Genomic DNA, 22,307 nt, shown 5'->3' with positions numbered 1-22,307 from the left:
GCAGCAGGCCGTTGTGGGCCTTGCGGGTCGTTGTGGGCCGCTGGCGGCTGTTGTGGGCCGTTGGGGGTCGGGGCGGCGCGTTGGGGGTCGTTGCGGGGCGTTGTGGGGCGGGTCAGGCCGCCGTGGCTGTGCCCGGGTGGTCGTCGTCCTCGTCCTCCGGGAGCTTGCAGACGCGTTCCATGAAGACCGCGGCCGCTATCACGCCGATGCCCGCCACGACCGAGAGGCCCGCGTAGACGGCCTGGTCGCGGCGGGCCGGGATGTCGAGGTACTCCAGCAGGAAGACGCCCGTGCCGCCGTACATCCCGGCGACGAGGGCGGCCACCAGGGCGCTGGCCTGGCCGAAGACGACCGCGCGGGCCGCCATCATCGGGTCGACGCCCTTGGCGCCGGGGACGCGCTCCCGCTGCGCCTTCAGACGGGCGCGGATCGAGAGCGCCGTGGCCAGCAGGATCACCGCGATCAGGGCCAGGACGACAGGGGCGGCCAGGGGGACGCTCGGCAGGGTCCCGACCGAGTTCCACAGGCGGGCGCCGGCCCAGGAGAGGACTCCGGCGACGACGAACACGCCGGCCAGCACCCTGATGCGCAGCTCTTTCACGGTGTTCCGGTGTCCCTTCGGTTCCCCAGCCGGGGCGTCGTCCCTGCCGCCGTCCCCGCGTTGTCCTTGCGCCGTTCCTGCGGCGTACCTGCGCCGTCCTGCGCCGTCCTTAGCCTTGTCGATCTCGTCGACCTTAACGACTACTCGGGCAGCCGGAGTTCCAGGTCGGCGCGGGGCGTGACGCCTTCGCGGGTCACGGACTCCAGGAGGGCGGCGACCGCGCCCTGGCCGGGCAGCAGCGCCCCCGGGTCCACGTCCAGCCACGGGGCGAGCACGAAGGCGCGTTCGTGGGCGCGGGGGTGGGGGAGGGTGAGCTGCGGGTCGTCGGAGACGACCTCGGCGTACGCGATGATGTCGACGTCCAGGGTGCGGGGGCCCCAGTGCTCGTCGCGGACGCGGTGGAAGGCCTCCTCGACCGCGTGCGCCCGCTCCAGGAGGGACGACGGGGGCAGGGTGGTCTTCACGATCACGACCGCGTTGAAGTAGGAAGGCTGGCTGTCGGGTGCGACGCCCCACGGCTCGGTCTCGTAGACCGGGGAGACCCCTTTGACGCGTACGCCCGGGGTGTCCTCCAGGGCGTCGATCGCACCCTGGAGGGTCTCCAGGCGGTTGCCCAGGTTGGCGCCGAGGGCGAGCACCGCGCGTTTCGGGTTGGAGAGGGTGGTGTCCGCGGCGTCCACCTGCTCGATGACGGAGGCGGGCACGGGCTGTACGGTCGGGTCGCTCGGACCCTTGGCGAAGGGGGCGCTCATACACGGCTCCGGATGATGGTGACGGTCACGTCGTCGAAGGGCACGGTGATCGGTGCGTCGGGCTTGTGGACGCAGACCTCGACCTCCTCGACCCCCTCGTGCTTCAGGCAGACCTGGGCGATGCGGTCGGCGAGCGTCTCGACGAGGTTGACGGGCTCGCCCTCGACGACGGCCACGACCTCCTCGGCCACGATGCCGTAGTGCACGGTCTTCGCCAGGTCGTCGTCGGCCGCGGCGGGGCGGGTGTCCAGGCCCAGGACGATGTCCACGAGGAAGGTCTGGCCGTCCTCGCGTTCCTTGGGGAACACACCGTGGTGCCCACGGGCCTTCAGGCCGCGCAGCGCGACACGATCCACGCGAATCACTCCTGCAGTCGTCGGTCTCGGCCGGTCGTACCACGTGCGGGGGATACGACGGCCCCAGTCGAATCTACCCGCGGGCACTGACAGTGCCGGGCCACGGGGGTGTGGGACCGGGTGGGGAACGGCGGTTTTCACCGCGCGTTTGCCCTGGCGGTCCCGGTGGATCACGGGTTGGTAGCCGCCCATACCCGGTGGCCCGTGATTCCAACCACTTCCTGCGCTGCGCCGGGTCGGGTCAGGGGGGTGTCTCGTCGCCTTCCTCGTCCTCCGTGTCCTCCGTGCCGGCGAGGACCGGGGAGGCGTGGTGCGACCAGAGCTTCCAGCCGGCCGGCGTGCGCCGGAACGCGTTCGTGGCGACCACGAGCTGGCCGACGAGCGGGCCGAGCTCGTCGTCGCCCTCGGGGGCGGGGCCGCCGCTGAGGATGTTCTCGGTGCAGGTCACCAGGGCGGTGTCGCCGGTGACGGACACGTGCACGTCGGTGAGGAAGAACTGGATGTAGTCCGTGTTCGCCATGATCAGGGCGTACGAGCGGAGGACCTCCCCGCGGCCGGTGAGCACCGGCCAGCCGGGGTGCACGCAGGAGACCACGCCGGTGTCGGCGGGGTCGTGGTACGTCTCGTCGACGCCCAGGTCGGACGGGGTGAGCCAGAAGCCGGAGACCTTCTCGAAGTCGCCCTCCTCCACTGCCTGGTAGAAGGCGGCGTTGGCGGCCTCGACCTGCTCCACGTCGAGGTGCGGGGCGTTCACCGGGTGCCTTCGGTGGGGCGGGTGCGCTCGGCGGAGCGGGCGCCCTCGACGGCGCGGGCGACGCGTACGGCGTCGGCCGTGGCGCGGACCTCGTGGACGCGCACGGCCCACGCGCCGGCGTGCGCCGCGAGGGCGGAGACGGCGGCGGTGGCCGCGTCGCGCTCCCGCGCGGGGGGCGGGGCGGCCTCCGGGCCGGCGAGGACCCGGCCGAGGAAGCGTTTGCGGGAGGCGGCGACGAGGAGGGGGTGGCCGAGGGTGAGGAGGCGGTCCAGATGGGCGAGGAGAACGAGGTCGTGCTCGGCGTCCTTGGAGAAGCCGAGACCGGGGTCGACGACGATGCGGTCGGGGGCGACGCCACCCTCCAGGACGGCCTCCACACGCGCGCGGAGCTCGGCGACGACCTCGGCGACGACGTCGTCGTAGGAGCCCTTCACGTTGCCGCCTGCCAGGAGGCCGCGCCAGTGCATGACGACGAAGGGGGCGCCCGCGTCGGCGACGACCGGGATCATCCTCGGGTCCGCCAGGCCGCCGCTGACGTCGTTCACCAGGGCGGCGCCGGCGACGAGGGCCTGCTCGGCGACTGAGGCGCGCATGGTGTCGACGGAGACCGTGACGCCTTCGGAGGCGAGGCCGCGCACGACCGGGACGACACGCCTGAGCTCCTCGTCCTCGTCGACGCGGGTGGCGCCGGGGCGGGTGGACTCGCCGCCGACGTCCACGAGGTCGGCGCCCTCGGCGACCAGGCCGAGGCCGTGTTTGATGGCGGCCGTGGTGTCGAAGTAGCGGCCGCCGTCGGAGAAGGAGTCGGGGGTGACGTTGACGACGCCCATGACGGCGCAGCGGTCCCATGCGCTCAGCCCTGCGAGGTGTCGGCGCCGGCCGGTCTGCTTGCTCATGTGTTCAGCGTAGGCCCAGGGTGGGGGTGGTGCGGTGGGTGGTTCGCCGATGCCTGCGGCGCCTGTGCGGGTTCGGTGGGGGTGCGCGTAGCGCCTTGGGTTGCGTTGTGGGTCGGGCCGCGCCGGGGGGTGTCCGTCCTCGGAACGGCGCGGAATCGGTTGCGTGGAGAGGCGCGGGGCGTTGACGCGCCAACCGCTGCGGGCGAACACCCCCCGACACGTCCCTTCCCGCCGTACGCGTCCGCACCTCCCCGCCCACGGCCGGTGACCCCTCCCCGCCGTACGCGGCTGCGCTTTCCCGCTCAGGGCCGGTGGCCTCCTTCCCGCCGTACGCGGCTGCGCTTTCCCGCCGTACGCGGTTCACCCGCGCCTTGGAGGGATGCCGCGCCGTGCTGCTCCTAGCTGCGGGCAGTCGTGCCTCCCCCAGTGCCTGAACGGACTGGGAGGTACCCCCAGGGCGGCACGGGTGGGCGCTGCGGCACCCCGCTGCGCCGGGCTGCGCCACTCACCCCCGGCCCGCACCCACGCCGGGTGCCAGGGCAGCGCCGGGCTGCGCGCCCCGCACCCGCGCCGGGCGCCACGGCAGCGGCGGCGCGAGGGTGACGAAGCCCTCCGCCTGCATCGCGGCGAAGCCGATGCGGGGGAGGTCCGCGGAGGTTCGGTAGACGACGAAGCGCGGCTCCCAGCGCGGGCGGAACTTCGCGTTGAACTTGTAGAGGGACTCGATCTGGAACCAGCGGGAGAGGAACAGCAGCAGTCCGCGCCACGCCCGCAGCACCGGACCCGCGCCGATCTTCTCGCCGCGCGCGAGCGCCGCGCGGAACATCGCGAAGTTGAGGGACACCCGCGCGACGCCCAGCCTCGGGGCCGACTGGAGCGCGGCCACGATCAGCAGTTCGTTCATGCCCGGGTCGGCCGAGCGGTCGCGTCGCATGAGGTCGAGGGACGCGCCGTCCGGGCCCCACGGCACGAAGTGCAGGATCGCCTTCAGGTCGCCGTACTCGCCCGGCTCTGCGTCCTGCTTGTGCGCCGTCGCGATCAGGCAGTCGCCGTCGGCCGGGTCGCCGATGCGGCCCAGGGCCATGGAGAAGCCGCGCTCGTTGTCCGTGCCGCGCCAGGCGCCGGCGGCACGGCGTACGCGGTCCAGTTCGGCGTCGCCGAGGTCGGCCACGCGTCGTACTCGGGTCTCGTAACCGGCGCGCTCAATGCGCTTGACCATCTGGCGCACGTTGCGCATCGCGCGGCCGGCGAGGGAGAAATCCGCGACGTCCACCACCGCCTCGTCGCCCAGTTCGAGGGCGTCGAGCCCGGTCTCGCGGGTCCACACCTCGCCGCCGGTCTCGGAGCAGCCCATGACGGCCGGTGTCCAGGAGTGGGCGCGGGCCTCGTCCATGAAACGCTCGATCGCGCCCGGCCAGGCCTCGACGTCGCCGATCGGGTCGCCGCTGGCCAGCATCACCCCGGAGACGACCCGGTAGGTGACGGCGGCCTTGCCGCTGGGGGAGAAGACCACCGCCTTGTCGCGGCGCAGCGCGAAGTGGCCGAGGGAGTCCCGGGCGCCGTGTCCGGCGAGCAGCGCGCGCAGGCGCCGCTCGTCGTCCTCGGTGAGTCGCGCGGCGGGGTGTTCCGGGCGGAAGGCCAGGTAGGCGGTCGTGAGGGCGGTGAGCATGCCCAGGGCGCCGAGTGAGAAGGCGACCGTCCACGAGGTGTTGCCCCGGTAGTCGATCGGGCCCTCGACGCCGATCAGGCCGTACAGGACCTGGGCGATGCGGTCCGCCACGCTCGGGTCGCCGACCATGCGGTGCGAGTGGGCGTTGACGACAAGCAGGCCCAGGAGGACGGAACCGGCGCTCATGAGGACGAAGTTGGCGAGCGCGCGCCAGCGGCTGCGCGGGTCGGGCAGGGCCGCGAACTGGTCCCGGTGACGCAGCAGGAACGCGAGCAGCGCGAGGGAGAGCAGGACGCCGAGGAGCGAGTGCCGGTAGCCGAACTGGGCCGCCGCGCCGACCGGGAGGAGGGCGATCGCCGCCCGCCAGGCGCGGCGCTTGCGCCGTTTGAGGCCGTGGGCGAGCAGCAGGAGCAGGACGCCGGCGCTGAGGGACAGGGCCGCGGCGAACGGGCCGAAGGCGCCGGGTATGACCTCCGCGAGGGCGTGCATACGGCTGTGGCGGAAACCTGGGAAGGAGCCCGCGGCGATGTCCAGCAGTCCGACGAGCGAACAGGTGCGGCCGACGAGGAGTGGCACGTTCTCCGGACGAGGGCCGCGCGGCAATCGGCGTACGCGGGAGGGTCTTCTGTCCGACGTTTCCTCATCTGGCCTGACAGACATCGCACCTGTGGTTCTGCGAGTGAGCGTGGGGCCGGACCCCGATTCGGGCATCCGGCGACATTGCACCCTCTAGGACGGCGTCCCGGGGGAACAGGTTCACTCCCGGGGCGAAAGCCCGGTCTTCCTGGGGTGGCCGCCGCATTACCGGGCGGGTCGTGGGTCGCGGAGCTGGGGTGTCGCCGGGAATTCCGCCGGTGGTTACTGTGCCCCGAAGCCTGGCTCGGTGGTGTTTCAAGAACACCGCTCCGCGGCCCACTTCGCTGTCCGTCGCCGATGGCCGGTCCGGCGGAGCGAATGCCGGGACGCGCTGAGGTTCGGCGGGGGAATCCCGCGGGCTCGGGGCGGTTGGGTGGCTGACTCGACGGGCAGGCGCATGAATGATCTTGAAGTAATTCGGCCTGAGTTGAAGGTGTGGATTCCCGGTGGCGTGTGAACGCGCGGGAGACGGCCGTGTTTTTCCGGGGCGGGGCGCCAAGATTCGCCTACGCGCGGTAAGTTTCTGGCCATGCCACGTGGACGTCACCGCCATTCCCCGCCTCTGCACAGGCTGCTTCCTCCGTCGGCGATCGCAGGCGTTTCGATCGTCTGCGCCCTCGGGCCCTGGTTGTTCAGCGAGACCCTGATCCTGCGCGTACTGGCCGCGGCCGCCGCGGTGACGGCCGTGGTCGGCGCGGTCGTCATGCGCCACTGGGACGTACAGGCCGGTCGCCAGGTGGCCGACCTCACGCGCGTGCGCGCCAGCGACGAGTGGCGCTTCGAGGAGCGGGTCGCCGAACTGGAGTCCGACCTGGAGGAGTCGCGCGAGCTGCGGCAGAAGCTGGAGCACCGGCTGCGGGCCAAGCGCACGGAGCTGGCCGGACTGCGCAACGAGCACGCCTCGCTGCTGCGGCGCTACGCCACGGCGGAGACCGAGCGCGCCAGCGCGCTGGAGGGCCGCCGCCTGCTGGAGATCGAGGCCGTGCCGCAGGCCCCCGCGCTGCCCGCGGCCCGCCCGGCTCCCGAGCGGGAGGACCGCCCGGCCGAGGGCGGCGTCCCGGACAGTGCGGCGGCGGATCCGGCGGGCGTGGCGGGCCCGGCGGACGTGGCGGACGTGGCGGACGTGGCAGACGTGGTCGGGAAGGAGGCCGAGGCTGCGGAGGGCGACGGGGCTCCGGGGGTCTTCTCGCCCGAGGGGTCGCGGCTCTTCCTGCGTGCGAACGCGGCCCTCGCGCGCTTCGACGACGACGGCGCTCCCGCCGACGAGGACGCTCCCGCCGACCCGGACCGTGGTGACCGGGACGGCGGTGCCGAGTCGCACGACGACGTCGACGACCCCGGAAAGGCCCCGGACGCCGACGCCGGCGGTTCCCGCGACGGCGGTGACGGGGACGACGGTGGCGACGGGGGCGGCGAGCGCACTCCGGCCGACGCGGGACAGGAGGGCGAGGCGCAGGGGCGGTCCGAGGCGGCCGACGACCACGAGCACACCGCCGCCTCCCCGGCGGACCCGTCCGGCGAACGCCCCGCGCAGCCCACCCGCAGGGCCGACGGGCACTTCACGGTGCCGACCGCGGTGGCCGTCGTACCGGCGGCCCCGGCACGGCGTCCCGTGGAGGGCCCGTTCGACTTCTTCGGCACCAAGCCATCCGAGGGCCCGACGGACGAGGCGGAGACGGCGGAGACGGCGGAAGCGGCGGACTCGTCCGATGCCGCCCTGGAGACCGTCCAGAACGAGGACCTCGCCGACGTGGTCGGCCAGGAGGCGCTCGCCGTGCACAAGGCCGAGTCCGAGACCGAGTTCAAGCCCGCGGGCGAGGAGTCCCGGGACGTGGGTCAGGTGATCGACCTGACGGCCCACGACGAGACCGAGCAGATCGACGTGGAAGGGCTGCGCAGCGCCGTGTCCTGAGCGCGGCCCGCCCGGTCCCTCAGGCCATCCAGCGGTCCGGCGGCGCGTCGCGGCGGCCCGTCCGGGAACGTTCCGCCTGGGCCCGCAGCAGGGACGCCGCCTCGCCGGCGTCGCGCAGCCGCGCGGTCACGCTCTTGTTCGCCCCCGTGTCCACGTGTACGTCGGCCAGTCGCAGCGCCCGCTGCCAGGGGCCCTGGGCCAGGCGGACGCTCTGCACCTTGGCGTGCGGCACCAGGGCCAGCCTGCGGCGCAGCAGCCCCCACCGGGCGGCGAAGACCGTGTCGGTGACGGCGAGGCCGTAGCCGCGCCACCACAGCGGCCTGCACCGCCCGGCGCGGCGCGGCGGGCGCGACAGCGCCGGGCCCGCCGGGACGCTCACCCCGGGCAGGACGCGCGCGACGACCGACTCGGCGACCTCGCGCGGGGCGACGGGCAGCAGCACGGAGTTCGAGGAACCGGCCACGTCCAGCTCCACGCGCACCCAGCGGCGGCGCCGCCACAGCAGCGGTTCCACGATCCGCACGGTCTGCACGCGGCCCGGCGGCACCGTCTCGTGGGCGCGGTCGAGGAGGCCGTGGTCCAGCCGGAGCCCGTCCGGGGACTCGGCCACCGTCCAGTCGTACTCCCCGACGAACCGGCCCGCGCTGTTCGCGCCCGCGGCGCCCAGCAGGGGCAGTGCGGTCGCCAGCACCGTCCACAGGTTGTGGGTGGCCAGCCACAGCAGTGTGGGTACGACGAGTGCGGCGAGCAGCGTGCCCCAGGTCGCGCCGGTCAGCAGCAGCGAGACGGCCAGGACCCGGGGCGGCACCCTGAGCAGCTGCCGCGCGGGGGCCTCGCCCACCTCGTGCGCGGTCTCGGGCGCGAAGCCGGCCGCGCGGGCCAGCAGCTCGGCCCGCAGGGCACGCGCCCCGTCGGCGTCCAGGAAGGCCAGTTCGTCCTTCTTGCCGGTGCCTATGACGTCGAGTTTGAGCTTGGCGACCCCCACGACGCGGGCCAGCAGGGGCTGGGTGACGTCGATGGCCTGGATGCGTTCGAGGCGGATGTGGGCGGTGCGCCGGAAGAGGAGCCCGGTGCGGATGCGCAGCTCGGTCCCGGTCACCGCGTAGTGGGTGAACCACCAGGTCAGAAAGCCGTACAGGGCGGCGGCCGGGATCAGTACGGCGAGGCCGATCAGCAGGTGGGTCGTGGTCAGCCGGGTCAGCTGGCGCTGCGCCTGGTCGGGATCGTGCACGGCCCAGCCGACGAGCACGGCGACCGGCGCCCACGCCCGCCGCAGGGGCGTGACGGGGTGCAGCCGCCGCTCGACCACTTCGTGCGGGGGCCCGGTGTGCGTGGGCGGGGCGCCCGTGTCGGTCCGTGCCGTGCCGTCCTCGGGCCCGGGCGTCGTCACAGCCCCGCCGATCGGGCCTCGCCCAGCTCGGTCAGGCGGTCGCGGAGGCGTTCCGCCTCGGCCGGGTCGAGGCCCGGGATGGTCGCGTCGGTCGCGGCGGCCGCCGTGTGCAGCTGGACGCTGGCCAGCCCGAAGTGCCGCTCCACCGGCCCTGACGTCACCTCGACCAGCTGCATCCGGCCGTACGGCACGACGGTCTCCTCCCGCCACAGCACTCCCCGGCTGATCAGCAGGTCGTCGGCGCGCTCGGTGTACCGCCAGGAACGCCAGTTGCGCTCCAGCATCACCCAGCCCCAGACCAGCAGGGCCAGCGGAGGCAGGGCCAGGGCCGCCCACGGGGCACCCAGGAACAGTCCGGGCAGCAGGCCGGCGGCGACTGTCAGCAGCCCCAGCCACACCACCAGCAACAGACGTCGCATGTGCAGCAGCCCGGGCGGCAGGCCGGTCCACACCGGCTCGTTCCGCGCCCGCTCGTTCCGCGCCCACTCGTTCTCGGCCGGTTCGGTCTGCGCCACGGGTTCGGTCTGCTTCGGTTCGCCGGGTGCCGGTTCGCCGGGTGTCGGTTCGTCGCGTGCCGGTTTGCCGTGTGGCGGTTCGGTTCGTGACCGCTCGTTCCGGGCCGGATCCGCCGCGTTCGGCGTCCCCGCCGTGCCCGTGTCGTCCGGGCTCCCCGTCTCCATGGGGCCAGCGTACGTAGGGGAGACTGTGTTCATGACTCCTACGACGGAGACCATGGTCGGTATCGGCGGCGCCGCGGAGAGCACCGACATGGTGCTCAACATCGGGCCCCAGCACCCGTCGACGCACGGGGTGCTGCGGCTGAAGCTGGTGCTGGACGGCGAGCGGATCACGAGTGCCGAGCCGGTGATCGGCTACATGCACCGCGGTGCGGAGAAGCTGTTCGAGGCCCGCGACTACCGTCAGATCATCGTCCTCGCCAACCGCCACGACTGGCTGTCGGCGTTCTCCAACGAGCTGGGCGTCGTCCTCGCCGTCGAGCGGATGCTCGGCATGGAGGTCCCCACGCGCGCGGTGTGGACGCGCACGCTGCTCGCCGAGCTGAACCGGGTGCTGAACCACCTGATGTTCCTGGGCTCGTACCCGCTCGAGCTGGGCGGGATCACCCCGGTGTTCTACGCCTTCCGGGAGCGGGAGGTCCTCCAGGACGTGATGGAGGAGGTCTCCGGCGGGCGCATGCACTACATGTTCAACCGCGTGGGCGGGCTCAAGGAGGACCTGCCGGCGGGCTGGACCGCACGCGCGCGTGCCGCCGTCTCCGCCGTGCGCTCGCGGATGGGCGTCTTCGACGACCTGGTGCTCGGCAACGAGATCTTCCGGGGGCGTACGCGGGGCGTGGGCGTGCTGTCCCCCCGGGCCGTGCACGCCTACGGGGTCAGCGGGCCCATCGCGCGGGCCTCCGGCGTCGACTTCGACCTGCGCCGCGACGAGCCCTACCTCGCCTATGGCGAACTCCAGGACACCCTCAAGGTCGTCACCCGCACCGAGGGCGACTGCCTGGCCCGCTTCGAGTGCCTCCTGGAGCAGACGCACAACGCCCTCGACCTCGCCGACGCCTGCCTGGACCGGCTGGCCGAGCTGGCGCCCGGACCGGTCAACCAGCGGCTCCCGAAGGTGCTGAAGGCGCCCGAGGGCCACACGTACGCCTGGACCGAGAACCCGCTCGGCATCAACGGCTACTACCTGGTCAGCAAGGGCGAGAAGACCCCGTACCGGCTGAAGCTGCGCTCGGCGTCGTACAACAACATCCAGGCGCTCACCGAGCTGCTGCCCGGGACGCTGGTCGCGGACATGGTGGCGATCCTGGGGTCACTGTTCTTCGTCGTAGGCGACATCGACAAGTAGCGCGGCGGCGTCCACGGCGCCGACCGGCTGGAGCAGCCACAGGAAGTCGCCCAGCCCGCCCGGCGCGGTCAGCTCGGCGGCCTCCGACGCGCTCGCGAGGGCCCGTACGTACGCCGCCGGGTCCGTGCGGGCCAGTGCGAGCGGGGGGCGTGCGCCGGTGATGCCGAGGGCGTGCAGGGCCTCCCGCTGGGGGCGTACGAGGGCTTCCGGGGGCGTGCGCTCCGGAGCGCACCTCGCGGCGTGGGCCGCCGCGCAGGCGTCCAGGGCGACGTGCGCGGTGATGTCGCACGAGCCGTCCGGCACGGGCGCGGTCTCCCGTCCCGCCCGGAAACCGGTGAGCGTCCCGAAGGGCGGGCGGGCCGCGACGGTGTGCGCGTAGTCGGCGGCCACCGCGAGTCCGGCGTCCAGCGACGCCACGGCCGCCGCCCACGCCTCGTCGCGCGGCAGCCCGATCTCTGCCCGCAGGCCCTCCCCGCCGGGCAGCGGCCACCACCGGTCCAGCCACGCGGCCGCCGCCCCGGTCACCGGCTCCCCGAGCCGTTGCGCGCCGTCCCCGCGGACCAGTACCCGCCGGGCCACGCCCGCGGCGTCGACCTCCGCCACGTCCACCGGCACGTTGTCCAGCCACTCGTTGGCGAACAGCAGCCCGGTGAGGCCGCCGGGCGGCTCGGGCAGCCACCGGACGCGGGGATCGAGGCCCTCCGGGCGGTCGGCGACCTCTACGGCGTACGCCCGCGTGCGGGCGGCCACGCCGACGGGCAGGGCGGCCAGGACCTTCGTGACCAGCTCGCCCCGTCCGGCCGCCATGTCCACGAAGTCCAGCGTGCCGGGCCGTCCCAGTGCCGCGTCGACCCGGCACAGCAGCCGCGCCACGGCGCGGGCGAACAGGGGTGAGGCGTGCACGGAGGTCCGGAAGTGCCCGGCGGGCCCCTCGCCCCCGCCGCGGTAGAAGCCCGCCGGCCCGTAGAGGGCCTCCCGCGCGGCCGCCCGCCAGCCGCGCCACGCCTCCGGCGTCCCCTCGGCCCCCGGTGCTTCCGCAGCCCCCGGTGCCTCTGTAGTCCCCGCAGTCCCTCGTGCCTCTGTAGTCGCTGGTGCCTCAGCAGTTTCCGAGGCACCCGGTGTCTCTGGTGTTCCCGGTGGCCCCGGAACCCAGGGTGCCCCCGGCGTCCCCGGTGCTTCCGGTGGTCCCGTCGTTCCTGGTGTCACAGGCCCAGGCTAGGGGCACAGAAGATCGGAGCCTCCACCTTGCGGAGTATGCCGGGCGGGTGCGGATCGGCCCTCCGGTTGACCCCTGCACCTATTCCGCTTCCCTACGCTGGGTTACGTGCAGCGCCTCTACGATTTCCTCCGCAGACACCCGGCCGGGGTCGACACTTTCTGGGCCCTGGTCGTGCTCGGTGTGTCCATCGTGTCCGACACGAACCCGGGGACTCGGGTCAACGGGACGGACAACCTGGCGCTGATCCTGCCCGTCGTGGTCCTGCTCTGCGGCGTGATCGCGCTGCGGCGGCGGGCGCCGGAGCGGATGCTGCTGCTCGCCGTCGCCCTCGGCGTGGCACAACTGGTGCTGGACGTCTCGACGACGCCGGCCGACTTCGCCTTCCTGGTGATCATCTACACGGTCGCCGCGACCGGCGCCCGCTGGGCCTCCAGGACCGCGCTGGTCACGGGCCTGGGCGCCGCCCCCCTCGCCCAGCTGCGCTGGGCCGACAGCGAGCTGAGCATGGGCACGCTCATAGCCGTGACGGTCTTCCAGACGGTGCCCTTCGCGCTCGCCTGGGTGATGGGGGACTCCGTCCGCACCCGCCGCGCCTACTTCGCGCAGCTGGAGGAGCGGGCCGCCCGGCTGGAGAAGGAGCGCGAGGCGCAGGCCAAGGTCGCGGTCGCCGCCGAGCGCGCCCGGATCGCGCGCGAGCTGCACGACGTCGTGGCGCACAACGTCTCCGTCATGGTGGTGCAGGCCGACGGCGCCGCCTACGTCCTGGACGCCGCCCCCGACCAGGCGAAGAACGCCCTGGAGACCATCTCCTCCACCGGCCGCCAGGCGCTCGCGGAGATGCGCCGCCTGCTCGGTGTGCTGCGCACGGGCGAGCACCAGGAGGCGGGCGAGTACGTTCCGCAGCCCGACGTCCAGCAGATCGAGGACCTCGTCGAGCAGTGCCGGACCTCCGGGCTCCCCGTCGACTTCAAGGTCGAGGGCACGCCCCGGCAGCTGCCCAGCGGCGTCGAGCTGACCGCGTACCGCATCGTGCAGGAGGCGCTGACCAACACCCGCAAGCACGGCGGCCCCAACGCGGGCGCGAGCGTGCGCCTGGTCTACTTCGACGACGGTCTCGGGCTGCTCATCGAGGACGACGGCAAGGGCGCCCCGCACGAGCTGTACGAGGAGGGCGGCTTCGACGGCCAGGGGCACGGCATGATCGGCATGCGCGAACGGGTCGGCATGGTCGGCGGGACCCTGGACGCGGGCCCGCGTCCGGGCGGAGGATTCCGCATCAGTGTCCTGCTGCCGCTCAAACCCGCCAACTGACGACCGCGCCCGTCCGCACGTCCGGCGCTGACACCTGTCACGGGCGGCGGCCGGGACGAGCCAGTCGTCACACGGCGGCCGCCGCAAGGGGCGGCCGCCGCGACCGGCGGTCGGCACGACCGGCAGACTGTCCCGACGGCACCTGCCGCAACCGCCAGATCGACCCGGCGCGACTGCACCGCCGGAGAACGGAAGAGGCCCTGATGGCGATCCGCGTGATGCTCGTCGACGACCAGGTGCTGCTGCGCACCGGCTTCCGGATGGTGCTGGCGGCCCAGCCGGACATGGAGGTCGTCGCGGAGGCGGGGGACGGCGTCGAGGCCCTCCAGGTGCTGCGCTCGACCGCCGTGGACGTCGTGCTGATGGATGTGCGCATGCCCAAGCTGGACGGCGTCGAGACCACCGCCCGGATCTGTGTGGACCCGGACGCGCCGAAGGTACTGATCCTGACCACCTTCGACCTCGACGAGTACGCCTTCTCGGCGCTGAAGGCGGGCGCCTCCGGCTTCATGCTCAAGGACGTGCCGCCCGGCGAACTGCTCGCCGCGATCCGCTCCGTGCACAGCGGCGACGCGGTGGTCGCGCCCTCCACCACCCGGCGGCTCCTGGACCGGTTCGCGCCGATGCTGCCGGCCGCCGCGCAGGAGGAACCCGGGCACAAGGAGCTGCAGCGGCTCACCGAGCGAGAGCGCGAGGTGATGGTGCTGGTCGCCCAGGGCATGTCCAACGGCGAGATCGCGGCGCGGCTGGTGCTGTCGGAGGCCACCGTGAAGACGCACGTGGGCCGCATCCTGACCAAGCTGAGCCTGCGGGACCGGGTCCAGGTGGTCGTGCTGGCCTACGAGACCGGGCTCGTGCGGGCCGGGGGCGGGCAGGGCTGACGGGGTCACGACCACGGCCGCGGGTCGGTAGGGTCTGCGCATGCTTCTGTGGATCAACGGGCCCTTCGGGGGCGGCAAGACGCAGACCGCGCACGAGATACGGCGGCGGCTTCCCGGAAGTGTCGTCTGCGACCCGGAGCACGTGGGTTTTGGTCTGCACCGTATGACGCCGCCGGGACTCAGGGGCGACTTCCAGGACCTCGTCTCCTGGCGGCAGGGGGTCGTGGAGGTGCTGGACCTCGCCCTCACCCGGCACGACGGCGTGGTGATCGCGCCGATGACGGTCACCGACTCGGGACACTTCGCCGAGACCGTCGGCCGGCTGCGCGAACTGGGCCACGACGTCCACCACTTCACCCTCCTCGCCGAGCGGGAGACGGTCCTGCGCCGGCTGCGCGAGCGCGGGGTGGGCCGCTTCCTGCGCCGCGTCGGTGGCAAGGAGTCCGGGCCGCGCGGGGAGAGCTGGGCGGTGCGGCGGCTCGACGACTGCCTGGAGCGGCTGGCCGAGCCGGAGTTCGCCGAGCACCTGTGGACGGACCACACGACCGTCCCGAAGACCGCCGACCGGATCGCCGTACTGGCGAAACTCACCCTGAAGCCCAACAACGAGGGGGCGCTGCGCACCCGTGTGAGGCAGATGGGGGTCGGCGTCCGGCACATCAGGGTCGACTGACCGGTGGCCGCCCCGGGTCGGGCTGTGCGGGTGCGGTGCGCGTGTGGTCGTGCGGGGTGCGGTCGTGCGGCTGTGGTGGCGCGTGGGTGCCCGTACGGGGCGGGTGTGGGTGCGCGTGCTGGGGTGCGGTGTGCGTGGGCGCCCATGCGGTGCGCGGGCGCCCGTGCGGGGCTGCGGTCAGCGGAGTATGCCCTCCAGGAAGTCGCTGCCCAGCCGGGCCACCACCGTCACGTCCAGCTGGTGCAGCACATACCGGCCGCGGCGGCGGGTGGTGATCAGCCCCGCCTTCTTCAGCACCGCGAGGTGCCGGGATATCTCGGGCGCCGTCATGCCGTGCGTCTGGGCCAGCTCGCCCGTGGTGTACGCGCTGCGGGCGAGAAACCGGCAGAGCCGCATGCGGACCGGGTGGGACAGCGCGGTCATCCGCATCGTGAGCTGCTCGACCGACGGCGGTGAGGCCGGCTCGGCGGCGCCGACCGGGTAGTGCAGCACGGGCTGCCAGCCGTACCGGTGCAGGACCGACAGGTGCGGCCAGCCGAAGCTGGTGGGCAGGAGCAGCAGGCCGCCGTTCCCGGTCGCCGTACGGCCGTCGCCCAGCTTGTCGATCGTGATCACGCCGGCCGCCTCGTCCAGTGCCACCGCGGGGGACACCGCGGCCAGCGCCCCGGCGAGGCCCCGGTGCCGCAGCAGCTCGGTCTTGTGGCGGGCGTCGGCCGCCAGCTGGTGGCGCAGCCGGGACCAGGCGTCCGCGAAGAACGCCTCGTCGCAGTCCTGCAGGAACTGGCGCAGCCAGGACCGGATCCGGGGCGGGTCGGCCAGCAGCCGCTCGCTGAAACGCAACTGCTGCGGGCCCCGCGCGGCGGCCAGGTCCAGCGCGCGCCGGCGCGCCTCGGGATCGTCGAGCGCCGTGGCCCCACCGGTGCTGTACGGCAGCGCGCAGGTGAACTCCAGGGCCGCGTCCACGAACTGCTCGTCGGAGAGCTTGTCGAGCAGGTCCAGGTCGTCGGCGAGGGTGGCGCCGGGCAGGGTGCCGCCCCCGGGGATGCCGGCGAACGGCATGAACAGGTCCGAGAAGGTCGTCCGCCACAGGAAGTCCGCCTCGCACATCCGGTCGGCCAGGTGGGAGTCCAGCCGGGCGGTCACACCCGTCACCCAGCCCTGCAGCCCCGGGTGGTGCCCCGGCTCGGACAGCGCGTGCAGCGCCATGCACAGCTCGCCCAGCGGCGAGGGCACGACGGCGACCCGCTCCGGCCGCAGCCCCGTGATGTCGATCCGCACGCTCATGACCCCATGGTGCACGCGGCCACTGACAACGCCGCCGCCGATTGACCGCGGCCGTCAATCGGGGCGACGCGGAGGCGGGGACGGGAGCAGCCTGGGGACACGGCCGCCGGCCGGCCGCGGTCAATCTTCCCGGACCCCTTCCTCGCCCTTTCCTCGCCCCTTCCTCGCCCCTTCCTCCCCCTCTCCCACTCTTGCCCGGTCCTTCCGCGCGCTTGCCGGGCCGCCCTCCGCCGCCCGGGCCGCCTTCCCCGACTCCTTGAGGAGTGATCCGTCATGAGCGTCACGCAGCAGTACCTTCTCGACACCTGTCGCGCCCGGCAGCTCGGCGAGCCCGTGCCGCCGGTGCCCGGCACCCACGACGTGCGGGTCGTGCGCGAGTGGCACGACCGCCGCCGGTTCCGGGCCGTGCTTGCCGGGCGCCCCGCGTACGGCCGCGTACGGCGTGCCCTGCGCCGGTGGCGGTACGGGTGGCCGCGCGGGGCCGGCTGACCATCCGCGCGGCCCGCGTGCCGGTCGGGCCTCCGGAGCGGTGACGCCTTCCGCGGGGGCGGGTCCCGGGGGCCGGTCAGGCCTTCAGCCGGGCCGCGAAGCCGGCCACCGCGGCCCGCACGTCCTCGGCCGTCCACTCCAGGCCCGCCGCCTCCACACCGACCTCGGTGCGGGCGATCCCCGGGCCGCCCGCGTCCCAGGACCGGGAGAAGAGCACCGTCCCGGTCTCCTCGCCCTGTCGTACGGCGGCCTCGCCCGCGGCGTCGGGGTCGCAGGGCAGCCAGACCTGGAACTCGTGGGTGTGCGGTACCCCGGGATGCACCCGCGCCCACGGCAGCCCGGCCGCCGCGAAGCCCTCGCGCAGTGCGGCGGCCACCACGCGCGCGTGCGCCACGTACTCCGGCAGCCGGGGCAGCTCGCGCTCCAGTCCGGCCAGGGCCGACAGCACGGTGGGGAACTGCTGGAACACCTGGCCGCCGTACCGGTGCCGCCAGGCCCTGGCCTCCTCGACCAGCGTCCGGGGCCCGGCCAGGGCGCCGCCGCCGTAGCCCTTGAGCGACTTGTAGAACGAGACGTACACGCTGTCCGCCAGGCCCGCGATCTCCGCGAGGGGGCGCCCGAAGTGGACGGTGCACTCCCACAGCCGGGCCCCGTCGAAGTGGACCACCGCGTCGCGCTCCCGCGCGGCGTCGACGACCTCGGTCAGCTCCTCCCAGGTGGGCAGCAGATAACCGGGCTCCCTGAGCGGCAGTTCCAGCATCAGGGCGCCGAACGGCTCCTCCAGGCCGCGCACCTCGTCGGCGGTCGGCGGCCGCGGCTCGTCCGTCAGCCGTACGGGGCGCAGTCCGCTGAGCCGCTCGAAGGCGTGGCGCTCGTGCACCTCGGGGTGGCTGAGCCCGTGCAGCGCGACGGCGGGGTTGCCGGTGCGGCCCGCCCAGCAGCGCAGGGCCACCTGCTGCGCCATGGTGCCGGTGGGGAAGAAGGCGGCGGCCTCGGTGCCGAGCAGGGCGGCGGTCCTGTCCTCCAGGGCCGCGACGACGCCGTTGCCGTACATGTCGGAGGGCGCGTCGAGGTCGTACAGGTCCTCGGCGTCCTCCAGGAGGGCGATGCGTTCCCGCAGGGTGGTGATGAAACCCGGGCGGGCGAGTACGCGTCGCGCGTCGCGGTGGACGGCCACGCGCCGTTCGCGCAGGCGCCGGTGCCGCTCCTCGGCGGATTCCGCGCCCTCCCCGGCCGGTCGCGCCGATTCCGGTGCCGTGCCGGCCCGCGCCGCCGCGCGTCCTGCCGTCTGTTCCTGTTCCTGTTCCGTCTGTTCCGTCTGTTCCGTCTGCTTCCGTTCCGCTTCCGCCCGCTCCTGCTCCGCCCGTTCTGCCGGTTCCGACTGTTCCGCCGTATCGCTCATGCCGGGATGATGCCGCGCGCGCCGCGTGCCGGGCACCCGGGTTTCCCCGCGTGCCGGCTCCTGCGACCGGGGGTGTGCTGCACCGTCGCACGGAAACCCACAGCCTGTGGACAACCGGACGGCGTCCGAACCGATCGCGTTAACATGACGAGAAATCGTCCGGTACCCCGAGCGGACTGGAACGGGAAGGCCGCCGCAGCGTGAACACAACCCCACAGCCAGACCCCAAGGACCGCCCCGCGCGGCTCACCGTAGGCGTTGTCGGCGCCGGACGCGTGGGTCCCGCGCTGGCCGCGTCCCTCCAGCTCGCCGGGCACCGCCCGGTGGCCGTCTCCGGGGTCTCCGACGCCTCCAGACGGCGTGCCGCCGCGCTGTTGCCCGACGTGCCGCTCATGGCGCCCGCCGAGGTGCTCCAGCGCGCCGAACTGGTCCTGCTCACCGTCCCGGACGACGCCCTGCCGGGCCTCGTCAGCGGCCTCGCCGAGACCGGTGCCGTGCGGCCGGGGCAGCTGCTCGTCCACACCTCGGGGAGGTACGGCGCGCGGGTCCTGGACCCCGCCCTGCGCGCGGGTGCCCTGCCGCTGGCCCTGCACCCGGCGATGACCTTCACCGGCACGCCGGTGGACGTCCAGCGACTGGCCGGCTGCTCGTTCGGCGTCACCGCGCCCGAGGAGCTGCGGCTGGCCGCGGAGGCCCTGGTCATCGAGATGGGCGGCGAGCCGGAGTGGATCGCCGAGGACCGGCGCCCGCTCTACCACGCGGCGCTCGCCCTGGGCTCCAACCACCTGATCACCCTGGTCGCCCAGTCCATGGAGCTGCTGCGCGCGTCCGGCGTGTCGGCCCCGGACCGGATGCTGGGCCCGCTGCTGGGCGCCTCCCTCGACAACGCCCTGCGCTCCGGCGACGCGGCCCTCACCGGGCCCGTCGCGCGCGGGGACGCGGGCACGGTCGCCGCGCACGTCGCGGAGCTGCGCGAGCACGCCCCGCAGGCCGTCGCGGGCTACCTCGCGATGGCCCGCGCGACGGCCGACCGAGCGCTGTCCCACGGACTGCTGAAGCCCGAGCTCGCCGAGGACCTGCTGGAGGTACTCGCCGAGGGAACCGCCCGCGCGGACGGGTCGACCGGCACGGCGGGGACCGGGACCGCCGGAACGCGCGGCACGACCGGTGCTGACGGGACACCTGGCACCGACGGGGACGGGGTCCCCGCCGACCGCGACAACCCGGACCACGCCGACCACGCCGACCACTCGGACCGTCCGGCCCACCCCGGCCACCCGGATCACCCGGATCACCCGGACCGTCCGGCCCAGCCCGGCCACCCGGACCGTCCGGCCCACCCCGACCACCCCGACGACGGTCCCGAGGGAGATGCCCGATGAGCGCCACCGCGCCCGTCCTGCTGCGCACCGCCGACGAGCTGCACGCGCGCGTGCGGCGCGGGCGCCGGGCGGTCGTGATGACCATGGGCGCCCTGCACGAGGGCCACGCCACCCTGATCCGCACGGCGCGCGGCCTGGCGGGCCCCGACGGCGAGGTCGTCGCGACCGTGTTCGTGAACCCGTTGCAGTTCGGCGCCGGTGAGGACCTGGACCGCTACCCGCGCACCCTGGACGCCGACCTGGAGGTCGCCGGGCGGGCGGGCGCCGACGCCGTCTTCGCACCGTTCGTCGACGAGGTGTACCCGGGCGGCGAGCCCCAGGTGCGCATCTCCGCGGGCCCGATGGGTGAGCGGCTGGAGGGCGCCTCGCGCCCCGGTCACTTCGACGGGATGCTCACCGTCGTCGCCAAGCTGCTCCACCTCACCCGCCCCGACCTCGCCCTGTACGGCCAGAAGGACGCCCAGCAGCTCGCGCTGATCCGCCGCATGGTGCGCGACCTGAACTTCGGCGTGGAGATCGTCGGCGTTCCCACGGTGCGAGAGGAGGACGGACTGGCTCTGTCCAGCCGCAACCGCTACCTCTCCACGGCCGAGCGCCGCACCGCCCTCGCCCTGTCCCAGTCGCTCTTCGCGGGCCTGGACCGGCACGCCGCCCAGGAGGCCCTGTGCGCACGGGCCCGCGAAGTGCCCGCCACCCGGGCACGCGCCGAGGCGCTCAGTGCCCTGGGCGAGTCCCGCGCGGCGGCCGACGCGCACGCCGTGGCCACCTCCGCGGCCACCTCCGCCCCCGGCAGCGCCACCGCCGTCCGGGACGCCGCCCGCCTGGTGCTGGACGACGCCGCCAGAGCCACGCCGCCCCTGGAGCTGGACTACCTGGCCCTGGTCGACCCGTCCGACTTCTCCGAGATCGGCGACGACCACACCGGCGACGCCGTCCTCGCCGTCGCCGCCCGGGTCGGCGCGACCCGGCTGATCGACAACGTCCTCCTCACCTTCGGAACCGGAGCCGCCTCGTGACCAGCACCGGCAGCCGACCGCCCGGTACGGGCATACGCCTGCACGCGCCCGCCCCCGGGTGGGCCCTGGACGCGGACGTGGTGGTCGTCGGCTCCGGTGTCGCGGGGCTCACCGCGGCCCTGCGCTGCGAGGCCGCCGGCCTGCGGACGGTCGTCGTCACCAAGGCACGCCTCGACGACGGTTCGACGCGCTGGGCGCAGGGCGGCATCGCCGCGGCCCTCGGCGACGGCGACACCCCGGAGCAGCACCTGGAGGACACACTGGTCGCCGGTGCCGGACTCTGCGACGAGGACGCGGTGCGCATCCTGGTCACCGAGGGCCCCGACGCCGTACGCCGCCTCATCGCGACCGGCGCGCACTTCGACGAGTCCGCCGGGGGCGGCCTGGCCCTCACCCGCGAGGGCGGCCACCACCGCCGCCGTATCGCCCACGCGGGCGGCGACGCCACGGGCGCCGAGATCTCCCGTGCCCTGGTCGAGGCGGTACGCGCGCGTGGCCTGCGCACCGTCGAGAACGCCCTGGTCCTGGACCTCCTCACGGACGCCGGGGGCCGCACCGCGGGCGTGACCCTGCACGTCATGGGCGAGGGCCAGCACGACGGCGTCGGGGCCGTCCACGCCCCCGCGGTGGTCCTGGCCACCGGCGGCATGGGCCAGGTCTTCTCGGCGACCACCAACCCGTCCGTCTCCACGGGCGACGGCGTCGCACTCGCCCTCCGCGCGGGTGCCGAGGTGAGCGACCTCGAGTTCGTCCAGTTCCACCCCACCGTCCTCTTCCTCGGCGCGGACGCCGAGGGCCAGCAGCCCCTGGTCTCGGAGGCCGTACGGGGCGAGGGCGCCCACCTGGTGGACGCGGACGGCGTGCGCTTCATGCAGGGGCAGCACGAACTGGGCGAGCTAGCCCCGCGGGACATCGTCGCCAAGGGCATCACGCGCCGCATGCAGGAGCGGGGCACCGAGCACATGTACCTGGACGCGCGCCACTTCGGCGCCGAGATGTGGGAGCAGCGCTTCCCCACGATCCTCGCCGCCTGCCGCGCCCACGGCATCGACCCGGTCACCGAGCCGGTCCCGGTCGCCCCGGCCGCCCACTACGCCTCCGGCGGCGTCCGCACCGACGCCGCGGGCCGCACCACGGTCCCCGGCCTGTACGCGTGCGGAGAGGTCGCCTGCACCGGCGTGCACGGCGCCAACCGCCTGGCGTCCAACTCGCTCCTCGAAGGACTGGTCTACGCCGAGCGCATCGCCGCCGACATCGCGGAGAGCCACGCCGGCGGCGCCCTCGACGCGCGGGTGCCCGCCCCGCTCCCGCACCCGGACCACCCGGCGCACCCCCTGCTCCCGCCCGAGGCCCGCCCCGCCATCCAGCGGATCATGACCGAGGGCGCCGGCGTGCTGCGCTCGGCCGGCTCCCTCACGCGCGCGGGCGACCGGCTGGACCGCCTCCACGCGGAGGCCCGCGAGGCGCTGCACGACCACGGCAAGACCGCCGAGCCCGGCGTCGACACCTGGGAGGCCACCAACCTCCTGTGCGTGGCCCGCGTCCTGGTGGCCGCGGCCGCCCGGCGCGAGGAGACCCGCGGCTGCCACTGGCGCGAGGACCGCGCGGACCGCGACGACACCCACTGGCGCCGCCACATCGTCGTACGCCTGAACCCGGACCGCACGCTCGCCGTGCACACCACCGACACGCCAGAATTCCCCCCGACGTTCCCCGCGACGTCCCCTCAGACTTCCCGCCCGACCGTCCACGGCGCCCGCCAGGTCCTCCTGGATGGCGACGTTGGCGATGTCCTCGACCTCCACCGGGTCGAGGCCCGAG

General features: G+C 74.2%; 20 protein-coding genes. 9 read left to right on the top strand and 11 right to left on the bottom strand.

All coding sequences use genetic code 11. From position 1 onward, the window contains the following. Positions 1-112 precede the first annotated feature (112 nt). From HZS56_RS30025 to HZS56_RS30000, 6 genes are all read right to left on the bottom strand, one after another. Positions 113-601 (bottom strand): DUF3180 domain-containing protein, encoded by a 489-nt coding sequence (locus HZS56_RS30025; RefSeq protein ID WP_216723953.1) that lies wholly within the window; start codon positions 599-601, stop codon positions 113-115. 140 nt (positions 602-741) lie between these two features. Continuing rightward, entirely contained in the window at positions 742-1,353 is a 612-nt protein-coding gene (gene folK / locus HZS56_RS30020; protein WP_216723952.1) for a 2-amino-4-hydroxy-6-hydroxymethyldihydropteridine diphosphokinase, read from the bottom strand. Beyond that, entirely contained in the window at positions 1,350-1,709 is a 360-nt protein-coding gene (gene folB / locus HZS56_RS30015) for a dihydroneopterin aldolase (RefSeq protein ID WP_031047303.1), read from the bottom strand. Before folB ends, folK begins: the two co-directional genes overlap by 4 nt. A 241-nt stretch (positions 1,710-1,950) precedes the next feature. Continuing rightward, the gene (locus HZS56_RS30010; protein ID WP_216723951.1) at positions 1,951-2,463 is read right to left on the bottom strand and encodes a nuclear transport factor 2 family protein; all 513 of its coding nucleotides are present in this window, start codon (positions 2,461-2,463) and stop codon (positions 1,951-1,953) included. Next, positions 2,460-3,359: a dihydropteroate synthase gene (gene folP / locus HZS56_RS30005; protein ID WP_216723950.1), complete on the bottom strand. Its 900-nt coding sequence runs from the start codon at positions 3,357-3,359 to the stop codon at positions 2,460-2,462. The genes HZS56_RS30010 and folP overlap by 4 nt, the downstream gene beginning before the upstream one ends. Positions 3,360-3,864: 505 nt before the next feature. Then, the gene (locus HZS56_RS30000; protein WP_253915134.1) at positions 3,865-5,688 is read right to left on the bottom strand and encodes a phosphatidylglycerol lysyltransferase domain-containing protein; all 1,824 of its coding nucleotides are present in this window, start codon (positions 5,686-5,688) and stop codon (positions 3,865-3,867) included. A 505-nt stretch (positions 5,689-6,193) separates the two neighbouring features. On the opposite strand from HZS56_RS30000, the gene HZS56_RS29995 reads away from it, so the two are divergent. Then, complete coding sequence (locus tag HZS56_RS29995; RefSeq protein WP_216723949.1) at positions 6,194-7,576, top strand: hypothetical protein; 1,383 nt, start codon at positions 6,194-6,196, stop codon at positions 7,574-7,576. Between the two features lie 19 nt (positions 7,577-7,595). On the opposite strand, the gene HZS56_RS29990 is transcribed toward HZS56_RS29995, so the two are convergent. Beyond that, positions 7,596-8,966, bottom strand: a complete 1,371-nt coding sequence (locus HZS56_RS29990; protein WP_374201225.1) for a PH domain-containing protein — start codon at positions 8,964-8,966, stop codon at positions 7,596-7,598. Next, complete coding sequence (locus tag HZS56_RS29985) at positions 8,963-9,481, bottom strand: PH domain-containing protein (protein WP_308408191.1); 519 nt, start codon at positions 9,479-9,481, stop codon at positions 8,963-8,965. The genes HZS56_RS29990 and HZS56_RS29985 overlap by 4 nt, the downstream gene beginning before the upstream one ends. A gap of 196 nt (positions 9,482-9,677) precedes the next feature. Between HZS56_RS29985 and HZS56_RS29980 the strand changes: the two genes are divergently transcribed. Next, complete coding sequence (locus tag HZS56_RS29980) at positions 9,678-10,829, top strand: NADH-quinone oxidoreductase subunit D (protein ID WP_216723948.1); 1,152 nt, start codon at positions 9,678-9,680, stop codon at positions 10,827-10,829. On the opposite strand, the gene HZS56_RS29975 is transcribed toward HZS56_RS29980, so the two are convergent. Beyond that, positions 10,794-11,732 (bottom strand): SAM-dependent methyltransferase, encoded by a 939-nt coding sequence (locus HZS56_RS29975; RefSeq protein WP_308408190.1) that lies wholly within the window; start codon positions 11,730-11,732, stop codon positions 10,794-10,796. The two genes, HZS56_RS29980 and HZS56_RS29975, sit on opposite strands and share 36 nt — an antisense overlap. Before the next feature lie 421 nt (positions 11,733-12,153). On the opposite strand from HZS56_RS29975, the gene HZS56_RS29970 reads away from it, so the two are divergent. From HZS56_RS29970 to HZS56_RS29960, 3 genes are all read left to right on the top strand, one after another. After that, positions 12,154-13,359: a sensor histidine kinase gene (locus HZS56_RS29970; protein WP_216723946.1), complete on the top strand. Its 1,206-nt coding sequence runs from the start codon at positions 12,154-12,156 to the stop codon at positions 13,357-13,359. A gap of 203 nt (positions 13,360-13,562) precedes the next feature. Beyond that, positions 13,563-14,240: a response regulator gene (locus tag HZS56_RS29965; protein ID WP_216723945.1), complete on the top strand. Its 678-nt coding sequence runs from the start codon at positions 13,563-13,565 to the stop codon at positions 14,238-14,240. Positions 14,241-14,280: 40 nt separating this feature from the next. Next, the gene (locus HZS56_RS29960; RefSeq protein ID WP_216723944.1) at positions 14,281-14,913 is read left to right on the top strand and encodes an AAA family ATPase; all 633 of its coding nucleotides are present in this window, start codon (positions 14,281-14,283) and stop codon (positions 14,911-14,913) included. 177 nt (positions 14,914-15,090) lie between these two features. Here HZS56_RS29960 and HZS56_RS29955 read toward each other — a convergent pair whose 3' ends face one another. Next, on the bottom strand, positions 15,091-16,197 hold the full coding sequence (locus HZS56_RS29955; RefSeq protein ID WP_216723943.1) for a DUF5937 family protein: 1,107 nt from the start codon (positions 16,195-16,197) through the stop codon (positions 15,091-15,093). Positions 16,198-16,470: 273 nt separating this feature from the next. Between HZS56_RS29955 and HZS56_RS29950 the strand changes: the two genes are divergently transcribed. Beyond that, positions 16,471-16,686: a hypothetical protein gene (locus HZS56_RS29950; RefSeq protein ID WP_216723942.1), complete on the top strand. Its 216-nt coding sequence runs from the start codon at positions 16,471-16,473 to the stop codon at positions 16,684-16,686. A 76-nt stretch (positions 16,687-16,762) separates the two neighbouring features. Here the strand turns inward: HZS56_RS29950 and HZS56_RS29945 are convergent, their stop codons facing one another. Further along, on the bottom strand, positions 16,763-18,088 hold the full coding sequence (locus tag HZS56_RS29945; protein WP_253915133.1) for a threonine aldolase family protein: 1,326 nt from the start codon (positions 18,086-18,088) through the stop codon (positions 16,763-16,765). A 200-nt stretch (positions 18,089-18,288) separates the two neighbouring features. On the opposite strand from HZS56_RS29945, the gene HZS56_RS29940 reads away from it, so the two are divergent. The 3 genes from HZS56_RS29940 to HZS56_RS29930 form a co-directional block, all read left to right on the top strand. After that, positions 18,289-19,470: a Rossmann-like and DUF2520 domain-containing protein gene (locus HZS56_RS29940; protein ID WP_216723941.1), complete on the top strand. Its 1,182-nt coding sequence runs from the start codon at positions 18,289-18,291 to the stop codon at positions 19,468-19,470. Then, on the top strand, positions 19,467-20,486 hold the full coding sequence (gene panC / locus HZS56_RS29935) for a pantoate--beta-alanine ligase (protein WP_216723940.1): 1,020 nt from the start codon (positions 19,467-19,469) through the stop codon (positions 20,484-20,486). Before HZS56_RS29940 ends, panC begins: the two co-directional genes overlap by 4 nt. Further along, positions 20,483-22,307: L-aspartate oxidase (locus HZS56_RS29930; RefSeq protein ID WP_308408189.1), on the top strand; the 1,825-nt coding region annotated here is incomplete at its 3' end. The genes panC and HZS56_RS29930, both read left to right, overlap by 4 nt.

Source organism: Streptomyces mayonensis (assembly GCF_018982965.1).
GTDB lineage: Bacteria > Actinomycetota > Actinomycetes > Streptomycetales > Streptomycetaceae > Streptomyces > Streptomyces mayonensis.
Note: the sequence above shows the minus strand (reverse complement) of the source record. Positions and strands in the feature narration are given on the sequence as shown.